This window comes from Pseudomonas putida (genome assembly GCF_022627325.1).
GTDB classification, from domain to species: Bacteria; Pseudomonadota; Gammaproteobacteria; order Pseudomonadales; family Pseudomonadaceae; genus Aquipseudomonas; species Aquipseudomonas putida_X.
The window spans coordinates 59,943-76,528 of the sequence record NZ_JAETZZ010000017.1 but is presented as its reverse complement, the minus strand read 5'-3'; the positions used below and the strand labels follow the sequence as shown (position 1 = coordinate 76,528).

Annotated in this window: 15 protein-coding genes; 7 read left to right on the top strand and 8 right to left on the bottom strand. The window is 60.6% G+C overall.

The window, feature by feature from the left end; all coding sequences use genetic code 11:
• Positions 1-6 precede the first annotated feature (6 nt).
• Positions 7-978, top strand: a complete 972-nt coding sequence (locus JNA92_RS23070) for a CobW family GTP-binding protein (RefSeq protein WP_241806839.1) — start codon at positions 7-9, stop codon at positions 976-978.
• Here the strand turns inward: JNA92_RS23070 and JNA92_RS23065 are convergent, their stop codons facing one another.
• Entirely contained in the window at positions 979-1,371 is a 393-nt protein-coding gene (locus tag JNA92_RS23065) for a DUF3301 domain-containing protein (RefSeq protein WP_241806838.1), read from the bottom strand. It lies immediately after the preceding gene.
• A gap of 120 nt (positions 1,372-1,491) precedes the next feature.
• On the opposite strand from JNA92_RS23065, the gene pdxY reads away from it, so the two are divergent.
• Entirely contained in the window at positions 1,492-2,364 is an 873-nt protein-coding gene (gene pdxY / locus JNA92_RS23060) for a pyridoxal kinase PdxY (protein WP_241806837.1), read from the top strand.
• On the opposite strand, the gene JNA92_RS23055 is transcribed toward pdxY, so the two are convergent.
• Entirely contained in the window at positions 2,361-2,846 is a 486-nt protein-coding gene (locus JNA92_RS23055) for an acyl-CoA thioesterase (protein ID WP_241806836.1), read from the bottom strand. The two genes, pdxY and JNA92_RS23055, sit on opposite strands and share 4 nt — an antisense overlap.
• 321 nt (positions 2,847-3,167) lie before the next feature.
• On the opposite strand from JNA92_RS23055, the gene JNA92_RS23050 reads away from it, so the two are divergent.
• Positions 3,168-4,928 carry a cation:proton antiporter gene (locus tag JNA92_RS23050; protein WP_241806834.1) on the top strand — a complete coding sequence of 587 codons (1,761 nt, stop codon included), beginning with the start codon at positions 3,168-3,170 and terminating at the stop codon, positions 4,926-4,928.
• Positions 4,929-5,015: 87 nt separating this feature from the next.
• On the opposite strand, the gene JNA92_RS23045 is transcribed toward JNA92_RS23050, so the two are convergent.
• The 5 genes from JNA92_RS23045 to zwf form a co-directional block, all read right to left on the bottom strand.
• The gene (locus JNA92_RS23045) at positions 5,016-5,423 is read right to left on the bottom strand and encodes an SMI1/KNR4 family protein (RefSeq protein ID WP_012316884.1); all 408 of its coding nucleotides are present in this window, start codon (positions 5,421-5,423) and stop codon (positions 5,016-5,018) included.
• Positions 5,424-5,537: 114 nt separating this feature from the next.
• Entirely contained in the window at positions 5,538-6,392 is an 855-nt protein-coding gene (locus JNA92_RS23040; RefSeq protein WP_241806833.1) for a Tim44 domain-containing protein, read from the bottom strand.
• A 120-nt stretch (positions 6,393-6,512) separates the two neighbouring features.
• Positions 6,513-8,702, bottom strand: a complete 2,190-nt coding sequence (gene uvrD / locus JNA92_RS23035; protein WP_241806831.1) for a DNA helicase II — start codon at positions 8,700-8,702, stop codon at positions 6,513-6,515.
• Between the two features lie 135 nt (positions 8,703-8,837).
• Positions 8,838-9,155 (bottom strand): hypothetical protein, encoded by a 318-nt coding sequence (locus JNA92_RS23030; protein ID WP_241806830.1) that lies wholly within the window; start codon positions 9,153-9,155, stop codon positions 8,838-8,840.
• A 141-nt stretch (positions 9,156-9,296) separates the two neighbouring features.
• A complete protein-coding gene (gene zwf / locus JNA92_RS23025; protein ID WP_241806828.1) occupies positions 9,297-10,739 on the bottom strand; it encodes a glucose-6-phosphate dehydrogenase in 1,443 nt (480 codons plus the stop codon).
• A 103-nt stretch (positions 10,740-10,842) separates the two neighbouring features.
• Between zwf and hexR the strand changes: the two genes are divergently transcribed.
• Together hexR and JNA92_RS23015 are read left to right on the top strand one after the other, a co-directional pair.
• Positions 10,843-11,709: a transcriptional regulator HexR gene (gene hexR, locus JNA92_RS23020; RefSeq protein WP_012316879.1), complete on the top strand. Its 867-nt coding sequence runs from the start codon at positions 10,843-10,845 to the stop codon at positions 11,707-11,709.
• Positions 11,710-11,821: 112 nt separating this feature from the next.
• Positions 11,822-12,040, top strand: coding sequence for a PA3496 family putative envelope integrity protein (locus tag JNA92_RS23015; RefSeq protein ID WP_241806827.1), 219 nt, complete (start codon positions 11,822-11,824; stop codon positions 12,038-12,040).
• On the opposite strand, the gene JNA92_RS23010 is transcribed toward JNA92_RS23015, so the two are convergent.
• Positions 11,982-12,929, bottom strand: a complete 948-nt coding sequence (locus JNA92_RS23010; protein ID WP_241806870.1) for a LysR family transcriptional regulator — start codon at positions 12,927-12,929, stop codon at positions 11,982-11,984. The genes JNA92_RS23015 and JNA92_RS23010 overlap by 59 nt on opposite strands.
• A gap of 205 nt (positions 12,930-13,134) precedes the next feature.
• Here JNA92_RS23010 and JNA92_RS23005 point away from each other — a divergent pair, with 205 nt between their 5' ends.
• On the top strand, positions 13,135-14,550 hold the full coding sequence (locus JNA92_RS23005) for an acetyl-CoA carboxylase biotin carboxylase subunit (RefSeq protein ID WP_012316877.1): 1,416 nt from the start codon (positions 13,135-13,137) through the stop codon (positions 14,548-14,550).
• A gap of 98 nt (positions 14,551-14,648) precedes the next feature.
• Positions 14,649-16,457, top strand: a complete 1,809-nt coding sequence (gene oadA / locus JNA92_RS23000; protein WP_241806826.1) for a sodium-extruding oxaloacetate decarboxylase subunit alpha — start codon at positions 14,649-14,651, stop codon at positions 16,455-16,457.
• Positions 16,458-16,586: the final 129 nt, after the last annotated feature.

The window sequence follows — 16,586 nt, the reverse complement described above, 5'->3', positions numbered from 1 at the left end:
AAGCGCATGCTGCAGAATATTCCCACTCACGTTATCGCTGGCCCCTTGGGTGCAGGCAAGACCAGCCTCATCCGCCAGCTGATGGCTCAGCGCCCTGCCGACGAGCGTTGGGCGGTGCTGGTCAACGAGTTTGGCCAAGTCGGCCTGGATGCAGCGCTGCTCAGCTGTGATGAAGATGGTGTTGCCATTGCCGAAGTGGCGGGTGGGTGCCTGTGCTGCGTCAATGGCACACCGTTCCAGGTCGGGCTGGGGCGTCTGTTGCGCAAGGCCCAACCCGACCGGTTGTTCATTGAACCCTCTGGGCTTGGTCACCCCCTGCAGCTGATGACCCAATTGAATCAGGCACCTTGGGTTGGGGTTCTGGCGCTGCAGCCAATGGTGATGGTCTTGGATGCTCAAGCGCTGGCGCGAGGTGAGCCGTTACCCGATGCTCAATTGCAGGCTCTGCAAGCGGCCGGACTGGTGATTTTCAACAAGAGCGCGGCTGTGGATGGAAATCGCAGGTTGTTGATAAGTAAGGAAATATCAGCGAAACAGGGCGTTTGGACAGAGCAGGGGCTGTTGGCTGTATCCAGCCTTCCTCGTTCCTCCATAGATGCAGTGGGTGGTGATTCTGTGGATAAAGCCGTTGTGGATAATCGCCAACCGGCCCTCGGCACCCTGTGGATAGACCCTCGTCAACCCATCTGTCATGCACAGCAAGGCGAAGGTGGCTGGAGTGTCGGCTGGCGTTGGCACCCCAGCCAGCAATTCGATCCACAAGCCTTGCGTGGCATGCTCGACGCTTATTCATGGCGCCGGGCCAAGGGTGTTATCCACAGCCCGGAGGGTTGGCAGTCTTTCAACGGCCTTGACGGCAACCTGCCGGCTTGGCAGCCGAGTGAGTGGCGCAAGGATACGCGCATCGAACTGATTTTCGACCAGCCCCAAGACCTGCCAGCGCTGCAGACCGCGCTGGAGGGCTGTCGGGTCAGGTGATCAGTTGTGCCAGCGATTATGTTCCTGGCGCCATTGCTTCATTTCGATCACGTTGTCGGCCCGTGGCGGCGTATTGATCTCGAATGGGTAGGGCGCCAGTTCGATCTGCACGCTATGAGCGCCAAACTGAGTCACCGTGCCTGGGTGGCGCTGTTCGCCGGTGACTGTGAACTCGAAGGCATACACACGGGCCAGGCGCTTTCTGCCCTTGGCATCGCGCAAAAATGCAATGCGCTTGAGCGCGACGGCGTCGTCGAGCAGCTCCAGATCCAGCTTTGCACAATGCTGTTTGACCCGTTCCAAGGCTTTCTCGCGTAGCCCGTGGTTGTGCCATAACCAAGCGCCTGCCGTGGCCACCAGCATCAGGACGAAGAGATTCTCCAGGGTCAACATTTGCGTATGCTCCAAACAGGTCGATCCAGCTTAACTGCGTCCCTGGTCTGTCGTACAGGTGGCAATCGAGTTCATACTGCGCGACGCACAATCCCTGAAACAGCTTTGGAAAACGCCCGCATGAAACGTACCCCGCACCTGCTCGCCATTCAGTCCCACGTGGTGTTCGGCCACGCCGGCAACAGCGCCGCGGTGTTTCCAATGCAGCGTATCGGGGTCAATGTCTGGCCGCTCAATACCGTGCAGTTCTCCAACCACACTCAGTATGGCCAGTGGGCGGGCGAAGTGCTTGCTCCAGCGCAAATTCCTGCGTTGGTGGAAGGCATTTCCAACATCGGTGAACTGGGGCATTGCGATGCCGTCCTCTCGGGCTATCTGGGTAGCGCCGAGCAGGGGCGGGCGATACTGGCGGGTGTCGAGCGGATCAAGGCCGTCAACCCAAAGGCGCTGTATCTGTGCGACCCGGTCATGGGGCATCCGGAGAAAGGGTGCATCGTCCCACAGGAGGTGAGCGAGTTCCTGCTGGACGATGCGGTTGCCCAGGCTGACATTCTGTGCCCCAACCAGCTGGAACTGGACAGTTTTTGTGGCCGGCGCGCGCAAAGCCTGGAAGATTGCGTGCACATGGCACGCGGCCTTCTTGAGCGCGGCCCGCAGGCTGTGCTGGTCAAGCACCTGGCCTACCCGGGGCGTTGCCCAGACACGTTCGAAATGTTGTTGGTCACCGGTGATCACAGCTGGCACTTGCGCCGCCCGCTGCTGGCTTTCCCTCGCCAGCCGGTCGGGGTGGGGGACTTGACCTCAGGGCTGTTCCTGGCCCGAGTGCTGTTGGGCGACAGCTGGGTACAAGCCTTTGAGTACACAGCGGCAGCTGTGCATGAGGTGCTGCTGGAAACCCAGGCCTGCGCCAGTTACGAACTGCAGCTGGTGCGGGCCCAGGACCGCATCGCTCACCCGCGTGTGCGCTTCGAGGCGCAGCGCCTGGCGCTTTAAAGGGCGTCGGTCTTCAAATCCTGATAACGCTTTTCCAGTTCCTGACGGATCTGCCGGCGTTGCTGGCCCTGGAGGAAGCGGCGCTTTTCTTCACTGGACTGCGGCTGACGCGCAGGGACCGGGACCGGGCGGCGGTTGTCGTCGACCGCGACCATGGTGAAAAAACAGCTGTTGGAATGACGCACCGAGCGTTCGCGAATGTTCTCGGTGACGACCTTGATGCCCACCTCCATGGAGGTAGTGCCGGTGTAGTTCACCGATGCCAGGAACGTGACGAGTTCGCCCACGTGCACCGGCTCGCGGAAAATCACCTGATCGACCGACAGGGTGACCACATAGCTGCCGGCATAGCGGCTAGCGCAGGCGTAGGCCACTTCATCGAGATACTTGAGCAAGGTGCCGCCATGTACGTTGCCCGAAAAGTTGGCCATGTCCGGGGTCATCAGTACGGTCATGCTCAGCTGGGCGTTTCCAGGTTCCATAGTGTGCTCACGGTGAGGTTGCGCTGAATCGGGGCGGGTATCTGCTGACACTTTCTGTTTCCCCTCTTGAAGTTTGCCTTCCTGATACGGGACGTTGACTGACGCTCCGTCGTCACGCCGATCATGCCATCAGCGGCCGTTGACCGGCCGATCTGTTTCTACATATTGCATCAGCAATATGCGGCGGGGTGCGATGTTAACCTGAGTACGCCCATGCAACATGGGCATTGCTGCATCCAATACAGCGTGTACTTGCCGCTCGCTCGGGCATGCCTTGGCAGAGGGGCGGTTTGCCCGGGCATCGAAAAGGAGTATCGCGCCATGCATGCCATCAGCTTCATCCAGGATCTGGCAGTGATCATGCTGGTCGCCGGGGTAGTGACGATTCTCTTTCATCGTTTCAAACAGCCAGTGGTGCTGGGCTACATCGTCGCCGGTTTCATCATCGGCCCACACACCCCGCCGTTCGGCCTGATTCACGATGAAGACACCATCAAGACCCTCGCCGAACTGGGCGTTATCTTCCTGATGTTCTGCCTGGGCCTTGAGTTCAGCCTGCGCAAGCTGTTCAAGGTGGGGGCCACGGCGTTCATTGCAGCGTTCCTGGAAATCGTCCTGATGATCTGGATCGGTTTCGAGATCGGCCGCTGGTTTGGGTGGAGCACCATGGATTCGCTGTTCCTCGGCGCGATCCTGGCGATTTCCTCGACCACCATCATCGTCAAGGCACTCAATGACCTGAAGATGAAAAACGAGCGTTTCGCCCAACTCATCTTTGGCGTGCTGATCGTCGAGGATATTCTCGGCATCGGCATCATCGCCCTGCTGTCTGGCATTGCGGTCAGCGGTACGGTCAGTTCCGGGGAAGTCTTTTCCACCGTCGGCAAGCTTTCGCTGTTCATGATCGTGGCGCTGGTTATCGGCATTTTGCTGGTGCCGCGATTGCTGGCCTACGTTGCGAAATTCGAGAGCAACGAGATGTTGCTGATCACCGTGCTGGGCCTGTGTTTCGGCTTCTGCCTGCTGGTGGTCAAACTCGAGTACAGCATGGTGCTGGGGGCGTTCCTGATCGGTGCGATCATGGCCGAGTCCCGCCAGTTGCTGAAGATCGAACGGCTGATAGAGCCGGTGCGTGATTTGTTCAGCGCCATTTTCTTCGTCGCCATCGGCCTGATGATCGACCCGAACGTGCTGCTCGACTATGCCTGGCCGATCATGGTCATCACCGTTGCCGTGGTGCTGGGCAAGATGCTGTCTTGCGGTATGGGTGCGTTCATTGCCGGCAACGATGGCCGTACCTCGCTGCGGGTGGGCATGGGGCTATCCCAGATCGGCGAGTTCTCTTTCATCATTGCGGCCTTGGGTATGACGCTGCAAGTTACCAGCGACTTCCTTTATCCGGTTGCGGTGGCGGTTTCGGCCATCACCACGCTGCTTACACCGTATCTGATCCGCGCGGCCGACCCGTTGTCGCTGAAGCTTGGCAACGTCATGCCCAGCCGGCTGTCACGCGTGCTTTCACTGTATGGCGAGTGGCTGCGCAGTATCCAGCCGCAAGGTGAGAGCGCGATGCTGGCTGCGATGATCCGGCGCATCCTGCTGCAGGTTGGTGTCAACCTGGCACTGGTGATCGCGATTTTCTTCAGCGGCGGGTATTTCGCCGTACGCATCGGTGCCTGGCTCAATGAGTGGGTCAGTGATGTCAGCCAGCAAAAGGCGCTAATCTGGGGGGCCGCGCTGTTATTGTCGCTGCCCTTCCTTATCGCGGCCTATCGCAAGCTCAAGGCGTTGTCGATGTTGTTGGCGGAGATGGGCGTCAAGCCGGAAATGGCAGGGCGCCACACCCAGCGCGTTCGCCGTGTAGTGGCCGAAGTGATCCCGCTGCTGTCACTGCTGGTCATCTTCTTGCTGCTGTCGGCGTTGTCGGCGAGCATCCTGCCGACCAGTGAATTACTGCTGATCATCGCCGTGGTGGCCGCGATGGTAGTGGCGGTGCTGTGGCGATGGTTCATCCGTGTGCATTCGCGGATGCAGATCGCCTTGCTGGAGACGCTGGAAAACAGCCGGGAACATACGCACTGAGGGCGCTGTGCGCGGGATTGCGGCAACGTGCGCAAAGGAGCGGTAACGATGTCGCCAGGCCAGGAAGCCTGGCGACTGTGTGACTGATCAGCTTTCCAGCCAGACGTCCCGTGCCCAATGCCAGACCGATTCCCAGCTGTCTTCGCCAACCCCTTCCTCGTCGCCATCCCACAGCACTACCGTGCCGTCTTCCTCGACGCAGTAAAAGTTGTCACCGTCCTGGCATAGCGGGATCAGGTCCCGCGGTACGCCGGCGTCCCAGGCATTGGCCGCCACATCGGGCAGGTAGGTATGGGACTGGGGATCGGTGACGGTCACCGGCTCCAGAGAGCCATACACCACGTCACTGACGGTCAAGAGGAACTCTTTGAACACGAACGGAATGTTGATGAACAGTTGTTCCTCGATCTCGACCAGTTGGTCCTCGTCGGGAAGCTCCAAGGGTACCGGCACCGGTTCATTGGCTTCACGGAGTTGTTCGATCACTTCTTCCACGGTTCATTTCCTCCAACCTTGATGTCATCGCTGCGCGTTATACCCTAGTAGGGCGGTCTGGCAAAAGCAAAAACCCCGGGGCTAGCCCGGGGTTTTTTGTGCAACGTGCGACGGTTAACCGTTTTGGCGGATACCGGCGACCAGCCAAGGCTGGTTCTCGCCCTGGGCACGAACCATGTGCCAGCTTTCGCTGAACGGTTCGCCCTGGTCGAAGCGCGAGGTCTTCGACACGCCACGGAAGGTCAGGGTGGCGTCGGTACGGTCGGCGCGATCGTCGACACCGTCCAGTTGCACATCGAGGTTATCGATGTAGGTCGCCTGGAAACCATCACCCAGGTCAGCACGCTCACGCTTGAGGAACTCCAGCATCTGCGGCGTGACGAACTCGGCGATCTTGTCCATCTCGTTGGCATCCCAGTGCTGCTGCAGCGCCTGGAAGTGGCTACGGGCTGCAGCCAGGAAGCTCTGCTCGTTGAACCAGGCCGGGGCATTGATGGCCGGTGCGGCTGGCGCTGCAGGAGCAGCCGAGCCACCGAAGATCGACGGCTGGGCAGGCTGGCCATGGGCTTCACGCTGGAACGGCGCATGGCCCGGAGCGGCCATTTGCGGCTGCTGCTGGCGGCGCCGTGCGGCGATGAAGCGGAACACCAGGAACGCGATCAGGGCGACGATCAGGAAGTCCATGATCTGCAGGCCCTCGAAGCCGTCACCCATGAACATGGAGGCCAGCAGGCCACCGGCGGCGAGGCCGGCCAATGGGCCCAGCCAGCGCGAAGCACCGCTGGCGGCGGCCGGGGCACGGCCAGGAGCGGTCGGTGCGGCGGCAGGCGTGGTTGGCGTAGCCTGGCGGGTCTGGTGGATTGGCGCGGAGCCCGAGCTCTTGCCGCCGCCGAAGCGCTTGGCGTTGGCGTCCAGGCTCAGCGTCAGGCCGACGCAAAGCGCCAGTGCGATGCTAAGAAAACGTTGCATAAATGGGATTTCCCCTGTTGTGGATTGCACGCGCGTCATGTTGCACAGGTTCCTGTGCACATGACCAGCGACATAATGTTTCCAGCTTTTGCCTAAATAGTTCAGCGCGCCCTGAAGGCCTCAGATAGCTTCGAGCTTGGCATAGCCGAGCATCAGCCACTTGCTGCCTTCGGCAAAGTTCACCTGCACACGGGCCTGGGCGCCGGAACCCTCGAAGTTGAGGATAACGCCTTCACCAAAGACCGAATGCTGTACCCGCTGGCCTAGATTGAAAGCGGTCTGTGGAATGTTGGCATTGGCGAACATGCTGCTGGCGCTGGTGCTCTTGGCGCCGCCGAACGGGCGGCTGACGCTGTTCGAGAGACGCACTTCCTGAACCAGGCCTGGTGGAATCTCCCGGACGAATCGTGACACCTTGTTGTAGGTCTCACTGCCATACAGCCGACGCGTTTCGGCATAGGTCATGAAGAGCTGGCGCATGGCACGGGTAATGCCCACGTACGCCAGGCGGCGTTCCTCTTCCAGGCGGCCTGGCTCTTCCAGGCTCATCTTGTGCGGGAACAAGCCTTCTTCCATGCCCACCAGGAACACGTAGGGGAACTCCAGGCCTTTGGCGCTGTGCAATGTCATCAGCTGAATGCTGTCTTCGTGCTCGTCAGCCTGGGCCTCGCCGGCTTCAAGCGAAGCATGACCGAGGAAGGCCGACAGAGGCGAAAGGTCGGCGTCATCGTCAGTGGCTTCGAAGTTGCGAGCGGCGCTTACCAGCTCCTCAAGGTTTTCTACCCGTGCCTGGCCCTTTTCACCCTTTTCTTCCTGGTGATAGATGATCAGACCGGACTGCTCGACGACTGTCTGCGTCATGGTATGCAGGGGCATGTCCGCGACTTTGCCAGCCAGGCTTTCAATCAGCTCGATGAACGCGCCCAGCGCACTGGCCGCCCGGCCTTTGAGGGCCTTGGCGGCGAGCAGTTGGCACATGGCTCCCCACATCGACAGTTGACTGTGGCGAGCCTGTTCACGAATGGCCTCGACAGTTTTCTCGCCGATGCCACGCGGTGGCACATTGATGACCCTTTCGAGGGCGGCGTCGTTGCCACGGCCTTCTATCAAGCGCAGGTAGGCCATGGCGTTCTTGATCTCGGCGCGCTCGAAGAAGCGCTGGCCACCATAGATGCGGTAGGGGATGCGCTCGCGCAACAGGGCTTCTTCCAGCACCCGCGACTGGGCGTTGGAGCGATACAGGATGGCGATTTCGCTACGCGAATGGCCTTGCTTGATCAGGCTCTCGATGGTCTCGACCACGTAGCGCGCTTCGTCATGCTCGTTGTAAGCCGCATAGAGGGTCAGAGGCTCTCCCTCGCCCAGGTCGGTCCACAACTCTTTGCCCAAGCGGCCGCTGTTGTTGGCGATCAGCGCGTTGGCAGCTTTGAGAATGCCCCCTGTGGAGCGGTAGTTCTGCTCCAGGCGGATCATCTCGGCGTCAGGGAAGTCAGCCGTGTACTGATGGATGTTTTCAATCTTGGCGCCGCGCCAGCCGTAAATCGACTGGTCGTCGTCGCCCACCGCCATCAAGCTGCCGCCGTCCTTGCCAGCCAGCAGTCGTAGCCAGGCGTACTGCACGGCGTTGGTGTCCTGGAACTCGTCCACCAGCAGGTGGCGGAAGCGCCGCTGGTAGTGTTCGAGCAGGCTCGGGTGGTCGCGCCACAAGTCCAGGGCACGCAGCAGCAGTTCGGAGAAGTCGATCACCCCGGCGCGTTCGCAGGCCTGTTCGTAGGCTTCATAGATGCTACGCATGGTCCCCAGGAACAGATCGCCGCCGGCCTGGATATGCTGCGGCCGCAGGCCTTCGTCCTTCTGCCCGTTGATGAACCACTGTGCCTGGCGCGCGGGCCAGCGCTGCTCGTCCAGACCCAGCTCGCGGATCACCCGCTTGACCAGGCGCTGCTGGTCGTCACTGTCGAGGATCTGGAAGTTCTGTACCAGGCGCGCTTCCTGCCAATGGGCGCGCAACAAGCGGTGCGCCAGGCCGTGGAAGGTGCCCACCCACATGCCGGCCGGGTTGATGCCCAGCAATTGCTCGATGCGCTGGCGCATTTCAGCGGCGGCCTTGTTGGTGAAGGTCACCGACAGGATCGAGTGCGGTGAGGCCTGCTCGACCTGGATCAGCCAGGCGATGCGATGCACCAGCACGCGGGTTTTACCGGAACCGGCGCCAGCAAGCACCAGCTGACGCCCGAGCGAGGCCGCGACGGCCTGGCGTTGGGCATCGTTGAGGGAGTTCAGCAGGAGGGAGAGGTCATCTGTGTGCATCCGGCCATTCTAGGGGCAGGCCGGGTACGGGGCAAACGCCTACTGTATAAATGTTCACCTTGGAGGGCTGTCGCTCATCGGGTTCTGGCTACAGCACAATGCCAAACCGCTCGCAGCGGTCTGGCACTGTCAGGCTCAGTCGTTGACTACACGGTGCCCGATCTCGAACATTTGCGGACCGTCGTCCTTGATGATTTCCAGCCTTGTCCACGAGCTCGCACGTTCGCGCCGGTAAAATACTGGTTTCTGGGTAAGGACCTGCAGGTTGATCTCCCCGTTGTCCACCAGATGCAGCTCAAGCACTTCCCAGCCACCTCGGTGACGTACCCTGGGTTCTATCAGCACAGGCACAATACCCGGGTGGCCAACGGTCACCGTTCCCCGAACTTCAAAGCAGGCTGGGCGGCCTGGCGCTTCAATGTTGTACGCTTGCAGGTTTTCGATTTTGCTCATGATGGATCCTTGTCAGTTGAGTTTGCGCTCAATAGCGCAATGCAACTTTCTCCACTGCAAGGGAGCATTTGAACGGGGACGGCGTTCTTCTGTGCCAACGTTTGCCGCCACCTTCATGCTTGGGTGAAGTCGGCAATGGCTTCAGCTGTGCCAGGTTCTGCCCTGGTGTGCCAGCAGGCTGTTGGCTTGATCCGGGCCTGTGCTACCTGCGGCATAGTGGCGGGGTGCTTGAAAATGATCCTCCCAGCCCTGGATGATCGGGTCTATCCAGGCCCATGCCGCTTCAACTTCGTCGCGCCGCATGAACAGGGTAGAGTCCCCCTCAAGTACATCCAGCAGCAAGCGCTCGTAGGCCTCCCAGCGACGGGTCTGGCCGAACACCTGCGCCAGGTTCAGGTCGAGGTCGACCGGCTCCAGGCGCATGCCCTTGCCCGGGCTCTTGGTCATCATGCGCAGGCTGATGCGCTCGTCTGGCTGCAACTGGATCAGTAGCTGGTTGACCTGGCCACCGCTGAACAGCTCATGCGGCACGGGCTTGAACTGGATGACGATCTGCGACGAGCGCCGTGCCATGCGTTTGCCGGTGCGCAGATAGAAAGGCACGCCAGCCCAGCGCCAATTGTCGATGTGGGCGTGGACGGCGACGAATGTTTCAGTGTCGCTGTCATTGTCCACGTCCTTCTCGAAGTAGTAGGCGGGCACCTCCTGGCCGCCGATGTGCCCGGCACCGTACTGACCGCGCACGGTCTTGTCCTGAACGTCCTGGCCGGTGATCGGCTTGAGGGCGCGCAGAATCTTGACCTTCTCGTCGCGGACCGCCTCGGCCTCGAACTGCGCGGGCGGCTCCATGGCGACCAGGCACAGCAGCTGCAACAGGTGGTTCTGCAGCATGTCGCGGGTGGCACCTGCCCGGTCGTAGTAGCCGCCTCTGTTTTCTACACCGAGGGTTTCACACACACTGATCTGCACATGATCGACCTGACCGTTGCGCCATACCGGCTCCAGCAACGCGTTGGCGAACCGCAGGGCCATGAGGTTCTGCACGGTCTCCTTGCCCAGGTAGTGATCGATGCGAAACACCTGCGATTCCTCGAACACCGCACCGATCGCTTCGTTGATGGCGGTGGCTGACTCAAGCGAATGGCCGATCGGCTTCTCCAGCACGATGCGTGCCTCGTGGTCGGCCAGCCCCGCCACCCGCAGGTGGTTGGCAATCGGCACGAACAGATTGGGCGCGGTGGCCAGGTAATAGATGCGGGTCAGCCCGCCGGGCTCGCCGAGGTAGCGCGCCAGGCGCCCGAAGTCGGCGCTTTGCGCGGCGTCCATGGGAAAGTAGTCAAGGCGTGCGCAAAAGCGTTGCCACACCTCTTCGTCGAACTCACTCCGGGCGATCTGCGCCCGGCAATGGCGTTCGGCGAGCTTCAAATAGTCGTTGCGCGACAGGTTGCGACGGGCCAGGGCAATGATGCGCACGGCAATGTTCAGACGTGCCTCGCGATACAGGTGATAGAGCGCCGGTAGCAGTTTGTGCAGGGCCAGATCGCCAGTGCCACCGAATACCAGAATGTCGCAAGGAATAGTCAAACCACCACTCTCCACGTTCGTTTAACTGGGCGGGTTGGCGTCCATGTAGTATAACTACAAGAAAGCTACATCCCGGCCAGCCGATCATAACCGAGTCCAGCCCGTGAATCTGTTGCAACATATCGCCCAATCGCGCCACCTGCTGCGCAAATCGGAACTGAAAGTGGCCGACCACGTGCTGCTGGACCCGGCCGCCGTCATGCACAGTTCGATGGCGGACCTTGCACACAGCGTGGGTATCAGCGAGCCGACCATCGTGCGGTTCTGCCGGGCGATCGGCTGTTCAGGTTTTCAGGACCTCAAGCTCAAGCTGGCGCAGAGCCTGGCTGCCGGCGCCAGCTTCGGGCAGTTCGCCATCCATGAAGACGACTCGGTTGCCGATTACAGCCTGAAGATTTTCGACACGACCTTGCACACCCTGATGGAAGTGCGAGAGCACCTCGACCCGCACGCGTTGCAGCAGGCAGTGAGTGCCATGGCGCAGGCGCAACGTGTGGAGTTCTATGGTTTTGGTGCATCCGGCGCGGTTGCTGCCGACGCGCAGCACAAGTTTTTCCGCCTGTTGCTCAGTGCCGCCGCCTACTCCGACCCGCACATGCAGGCCATGTCGGCGGTGACCCTCAAGCCGGGTGACGTGGCGGTGTGCATTTCCCAGTCCGGGCGTTCCAAAGACCTTTTGATCACCGCCAACCTCGTGCGTGAGAGCGGCGCCAACCTGATCACCCTGTGCCCCAGCCAGACCCCGCTGGCCGAGCTTTCGACCGTCAACCTGGCGATCGATGTGCACGAAGACACGGAAATCTACACCCCGCTGACCTCGCGTATCGCCCACCTGGTAGTGATCGATGTGCTCGCCATGGGCGTGGCCATGGCCCGTGGGCCAAGCCTGGTCAATCACCTCAAGAGTGTGAAGCGCAGCTTGCGCAGCCTGCGTTTGTCACCCAAGTCGATCAAGGCGATGGATGACTGATCGACCCTTGCGCAAGGTGCTGCAAATTTCATCGATTTGTCACCAATCCTCAGCAGAACGGTAAAGCATTCAAGCGAGTCTGAACTCCCCGCACTCGATCAGGGAGACAGACATGGCTCGTGATTTCGATGGCGCTTACCTACCTAGCGCCAAGGCTCGCAAACAGCAGGAAAAAGATCAGCGCCGCATGGAGTACCGCCGTGCGATCGAAAGCTACTGCGACCAACGACAACTGCTGCGCGACCTCGCGGATTACCCGGAGTTGCAGGCCCTCACGGTGTGGCAGACTTCAGCGGCAAATTCCCCGAAAAGCGTTCAACAAGCGCGCTGATCAGCGCACGTTCGCTGCGGATGAATGCCAGAAAGGCCAAGGCTACCGGTGACTGCCGCTTGGCCTTTGCCTGCACCACACACCAGCTGCGGTACAGCGGCAGTTCCTCCACCGGCAACTCTTTCAGCACGCCCATGGCCAGTTCCATGTTCACGGCATGGCGGGTCAGCAAGGCAATGCCTAGGCCGGCGATGACGCATTCGCGCTGGGCATCGGCCGAGGCGACCTCCAGCGTCTGGGTGAAGTGCACACGCTTGTCCTTGAAGTACTCTTCACAGGCTTTGCGGGTGCCTGAGCCCTGTTCACGGACCAGCAGGGTATGAGGCTCCAGGTCCTGCAGGCGCAAGTGCTCGAGTTTGCACAACGCATGGTCCGGCGGCGCCACGGCGATGATCGGGTTGTTGAGAAACGGCAGAAACTCCAGGCCCATGTCCTGCGGCACCATAGACATGATGATCAGGTCGTCACGGTTATCGGAAAGGCGCCGGATCGCTTGGGCGCGGTTGACGACGGTAAGGGTCAGGTTGACCTCAGGGTGACGTTGCTTGAAGGCGGCGAACAGGTGAGGAACGAAGTATTTGGCGCTGGATTCGATCGCCAGTTTCAGTTGCCCTTGCAGTGAGCCCTGCATGTCCGAAAGCTGCATGTCGAGGCTTTCCAGGCGCCCGAAAATATCCCGACTGGCGCGCTGCAGCGCCTCGGCGGCTTCGGTCAGGTAAAGCTTCTTGCCGACGTATTCGAAAAGCGGCTGGCCCACCAGCTCTTCCAGCTGACGAATTTGCAGACTAACGGCGGGTTGCGTCAGCGCCATTTCTTCGGCGGCGCGGCTGTACGAGCGCAAATCGCACACCTCATTGAAGACCTGTAGCTGACGCAATGTCATACGCATCAAGGACTTACGCATTTTTATTATGGGCTCCGGTAAAACCTTGTTACCTAACTATAAGCTTTTGCTAATACAGCCCCTAACAAATATTGATTTTTGTTTATCGACCTACAGCGCTAGGGTGAATATGCGACTGGCCAACGACACTTGGTCACGCGCCGACCGGTAGAACCGGCTCGATTGTTCCTACGGCTTTGGGAAGACTCCAGTGATAAAAAAAATCCTGATCGCCAACCGGGGTGAAATCGCAGTTCGCATCGTGCGTGCCTGCGCTGAGATGGGCATTCGCTCTGTCGCGATCTATTCCGACGCCGACCGTCACGCTTTGCACGTCAAGCGCGCTGACGAGGCCTACAGCATTGGTGCCGAGCCGCTGGCGGGCTACCTGAACCCGCGCAAGCTGGTGAACCTCGCTGTGGAAACCGGCTGTGATGCCCTGCACCCGGGCTACGGTTTCCTGTCGGAAAACGCGGAGCTGGCAGAGATCTGCGCCGAGCGCGGTATCAAGTTCATCGGCCCTGCCGCTGAAGTCATTCGCCGGATGGGCGACAAGACAGAAGCGCGCCGCACCATGATTCAGGCCGGCGTGCCCGTGACCCCAGGCACCGAAGGCAACGTCGCCGACATTCACGAAGCGCTGAGCGAAGGCGAGCGTATCGGTTACCCGGTGATGCTCAAGGCCACCTCCGGCGGTGGCGGCCGGGGCATTCGCCGTTGCAATAGCCGTGAAGAGCTGGAGCAGAACTTCCCACGCGTCATCTCCGAAGCTACCAAGGCCTTTGGTTCAGCGGAAGTGTTTCTGGAAAAGTGCATCGTCAACCCCAAGCACATCGAGGCGCAGATCCTGGGCGACAGCTTCGGCAATGTGGTGCACCTGTTCGAGCGTGATTGCTCGATCCAGCGCCGCAACCAGAAGCTCATCGAAATTGCCCCAAGCCCTCAACTCACGCCCGAACAGCGTGCCTACATCGGTGACCTGGCGGTCCGTGCAGCCAAGGCTGTGAACTACGAGAACGCCGGTACTGTGGAGTTCCTGCTCGCCGATGGCGAGGTGTACTTCATGGAAATGAACACTCGCGTGCAGGTCGAGCACACCATTACCGAAGAAATTACCGGTATCGATGTGGTTCGCGAGCAGATCCGTATCGCCTCGGGCCTGCCGCTGTCGGTCAAGCAGGAAGACATTCAGCACCGCGGCTACGCGTTGCAGTTCCGCATCAACGCTGAAGATCCGAAGAACAATTTTCTGCCCAGCTTCGGCAAGATCACCCGCTACTACGCCCCAGGCGGCCCGGGTGTGCGCACCGATACAGCGATCTACACCGGTTACACCATCCCACCGTTCTATGACTCCATGTGCCTGAAACTGGTGGTATGGGCGTTGACCTGGGAAGAAGCCATGGATCGCGGTCTGCGGGCCCTTGACGACATGCGCGTGCAAGGGGTGAAGACCACCGCCGCGTACTACCAGGAAATCCTGCGCAATCCGGAATTCCGTAGCGGCCAGTTCAACACCAGCTTCGTCGAAAGCCACCCTGAACTGACCAACTACTCGATCAAGCGCAAACCCGAAGAGCTGGCCCTGGCCATCGCCGCCGCCATCGCCGCCCACGCAGGCCTATGAATGCAGCTGCAAGCTGTGAGCGACCCGCTGCAAGTTGAAGCGAATCGGCTTTATCTTGCGGCCTGTAGCTTGAAGCTTGCCGCCATGAGGAGATAAGAATGTCCAAGAAGATCTTTGTTACCGACACAATCCTGCGTGACGCCCACCAGTCCCTGCTGGCTACCCGCATGCGTACCGAAGACATGCTGCCGATCTGCGACAAGCTCGACAAGGTCGGCTACTGGTCGCTGGAAGTCTGGGGCGGCGCCACGTTCGATGCCTGCGTGCGTTTCCTCAAGGAAGACCCGTGGGAGCGCCTGCGCAAACTGCGCAATGCGCTGCCCAACACCCGCTTGCAGATGCTGCTGCGCGGGCAGAACCTGCTGGGCTACCGCCACTACAGCGATGACGTGGTCAAGGCGTTCGTCGCCAAAGCAGCGGTCAACGGTATCGATGTGTTCCGCATCTTCGATGCCATGAACGACGTGCGCAACCTGCGCGTGGCCATCGAGGCGGTCAAGGCTGCTGGTAAGCACGCCCAAGGTACCATCGCTTACACCACCAGCCCCGTGCACACCATCGAAGCCTTCGTGAACCAGGCCAAGCAGATGGAAGCCATGGGTTGCGACTCGGTAGCGATCAAGGACATGGCTGGCCTTCTGACCCCGTATGCCACCGGCGAGCTGGTCAAGGCGCTGAAGGCCGAGCAGTCGCTGCCGGTGTTCATCCATTCCCACGATACTGCAGGCCTGGCCGCCATGTGCCAGCTCAAGGCTGTGGAAAACGGTGCAGACCATATCGACACCGCCATTTCGAGCTTCGCCTGGGGCACCAGCCACCCGGGTACCGAATCGATGGTCGCCGCGCTCAAGGGCAGCGAGTTCGATACCGGTCTGGACCTGGAACTGCTGCAGGAAATCGGCCTGTACTTCTATGCCGTGCGCAAGAAGTACCACCAGTTCGAAAGCGAGTTCACTGCGGTGGACACCCGCGTGCAGGTCAACCAGGTGCCAGGGGGGATGATTTCCAACCTTGCCAACCAGCTCAAGGAGCAGGGCGCACTCAACCGCATGAACGAAGTGCTGGCCGAAATCCCACGGGTGCGAGAAGACCTGGGCTTCCCACCGCTGGTGACCCCGACCTCGCAGATCGTCGGTACCCAGGCGTTCTTCAACGTACTGGCCGGCGAACGCTACAAGACCATCACCAACGAAGTGAAGCTGTACCTGCAGGGCGGTTATGGCAAAGCGCCGGGTGTGGTCAACGAGCAACTGCGCCGCCAGGCGATCGGCAGCGAAGACGTGATCGATGTGCGCCCGGCCGATCTTCTCAAGCCGGAAATGACCAAACTGCGTGCCGATATCGGCGCCTTGGCGCGCAGCGAGGAAGATGTGCTTACCTTCGCCATGTTCCCGGATATCGGCCGTAAGTTCCTCGAGGAGCGTGAAGCCGGCACCCTGACGCCCGAAGCGCTGCTGCCGATCCCGGAAGCCGGTGCAGTCGCCGCCCCGGGTGGGGAAGGCGTGCCGACCGAGTTCGTCATCGACGTGCACGGTGAAACCTACCGCGTCGACATCACTGGCGTTGGCGTCAAGGCAGAAGGCAAACGCCACTTCTACCTGTCGATCGACGGCATGCCGGAAGAAGTGGTGTTCGAGCCCCTCAACGAATTTGTCGGCGGCGGCAGCAGCAAGCGCAAGCAGGCCAGCGCGCCAGGCCACGTCAGCACGACCATGCCGGGCAACATCGTCGATGTGCTGGTCAAGGAAGGCGACACCGTCAAGGCCGGCCAGGCGGTGCTGATCACCGAAGCGATGAAGATGGAAACCGAAGTGCAGGCGGCCATCGCCGGCAAGGTCGTAGCCATCCATGTGGCCAAGGGCGATCGCGTGACGCCGGGCGAGATCCTGATCGAGATCGAGGGCTGACATAAGCCCTCATCTACAAGCGGTTAACCTCTGGGGAGCGGATGCTCCCCTTTTTTTGCGTGGCTGTCAGGCCCTTGGCGAAGCGCGCGGCGCTCGATCTGAAGGCCAGCTCACGTATCACTCGGCGCA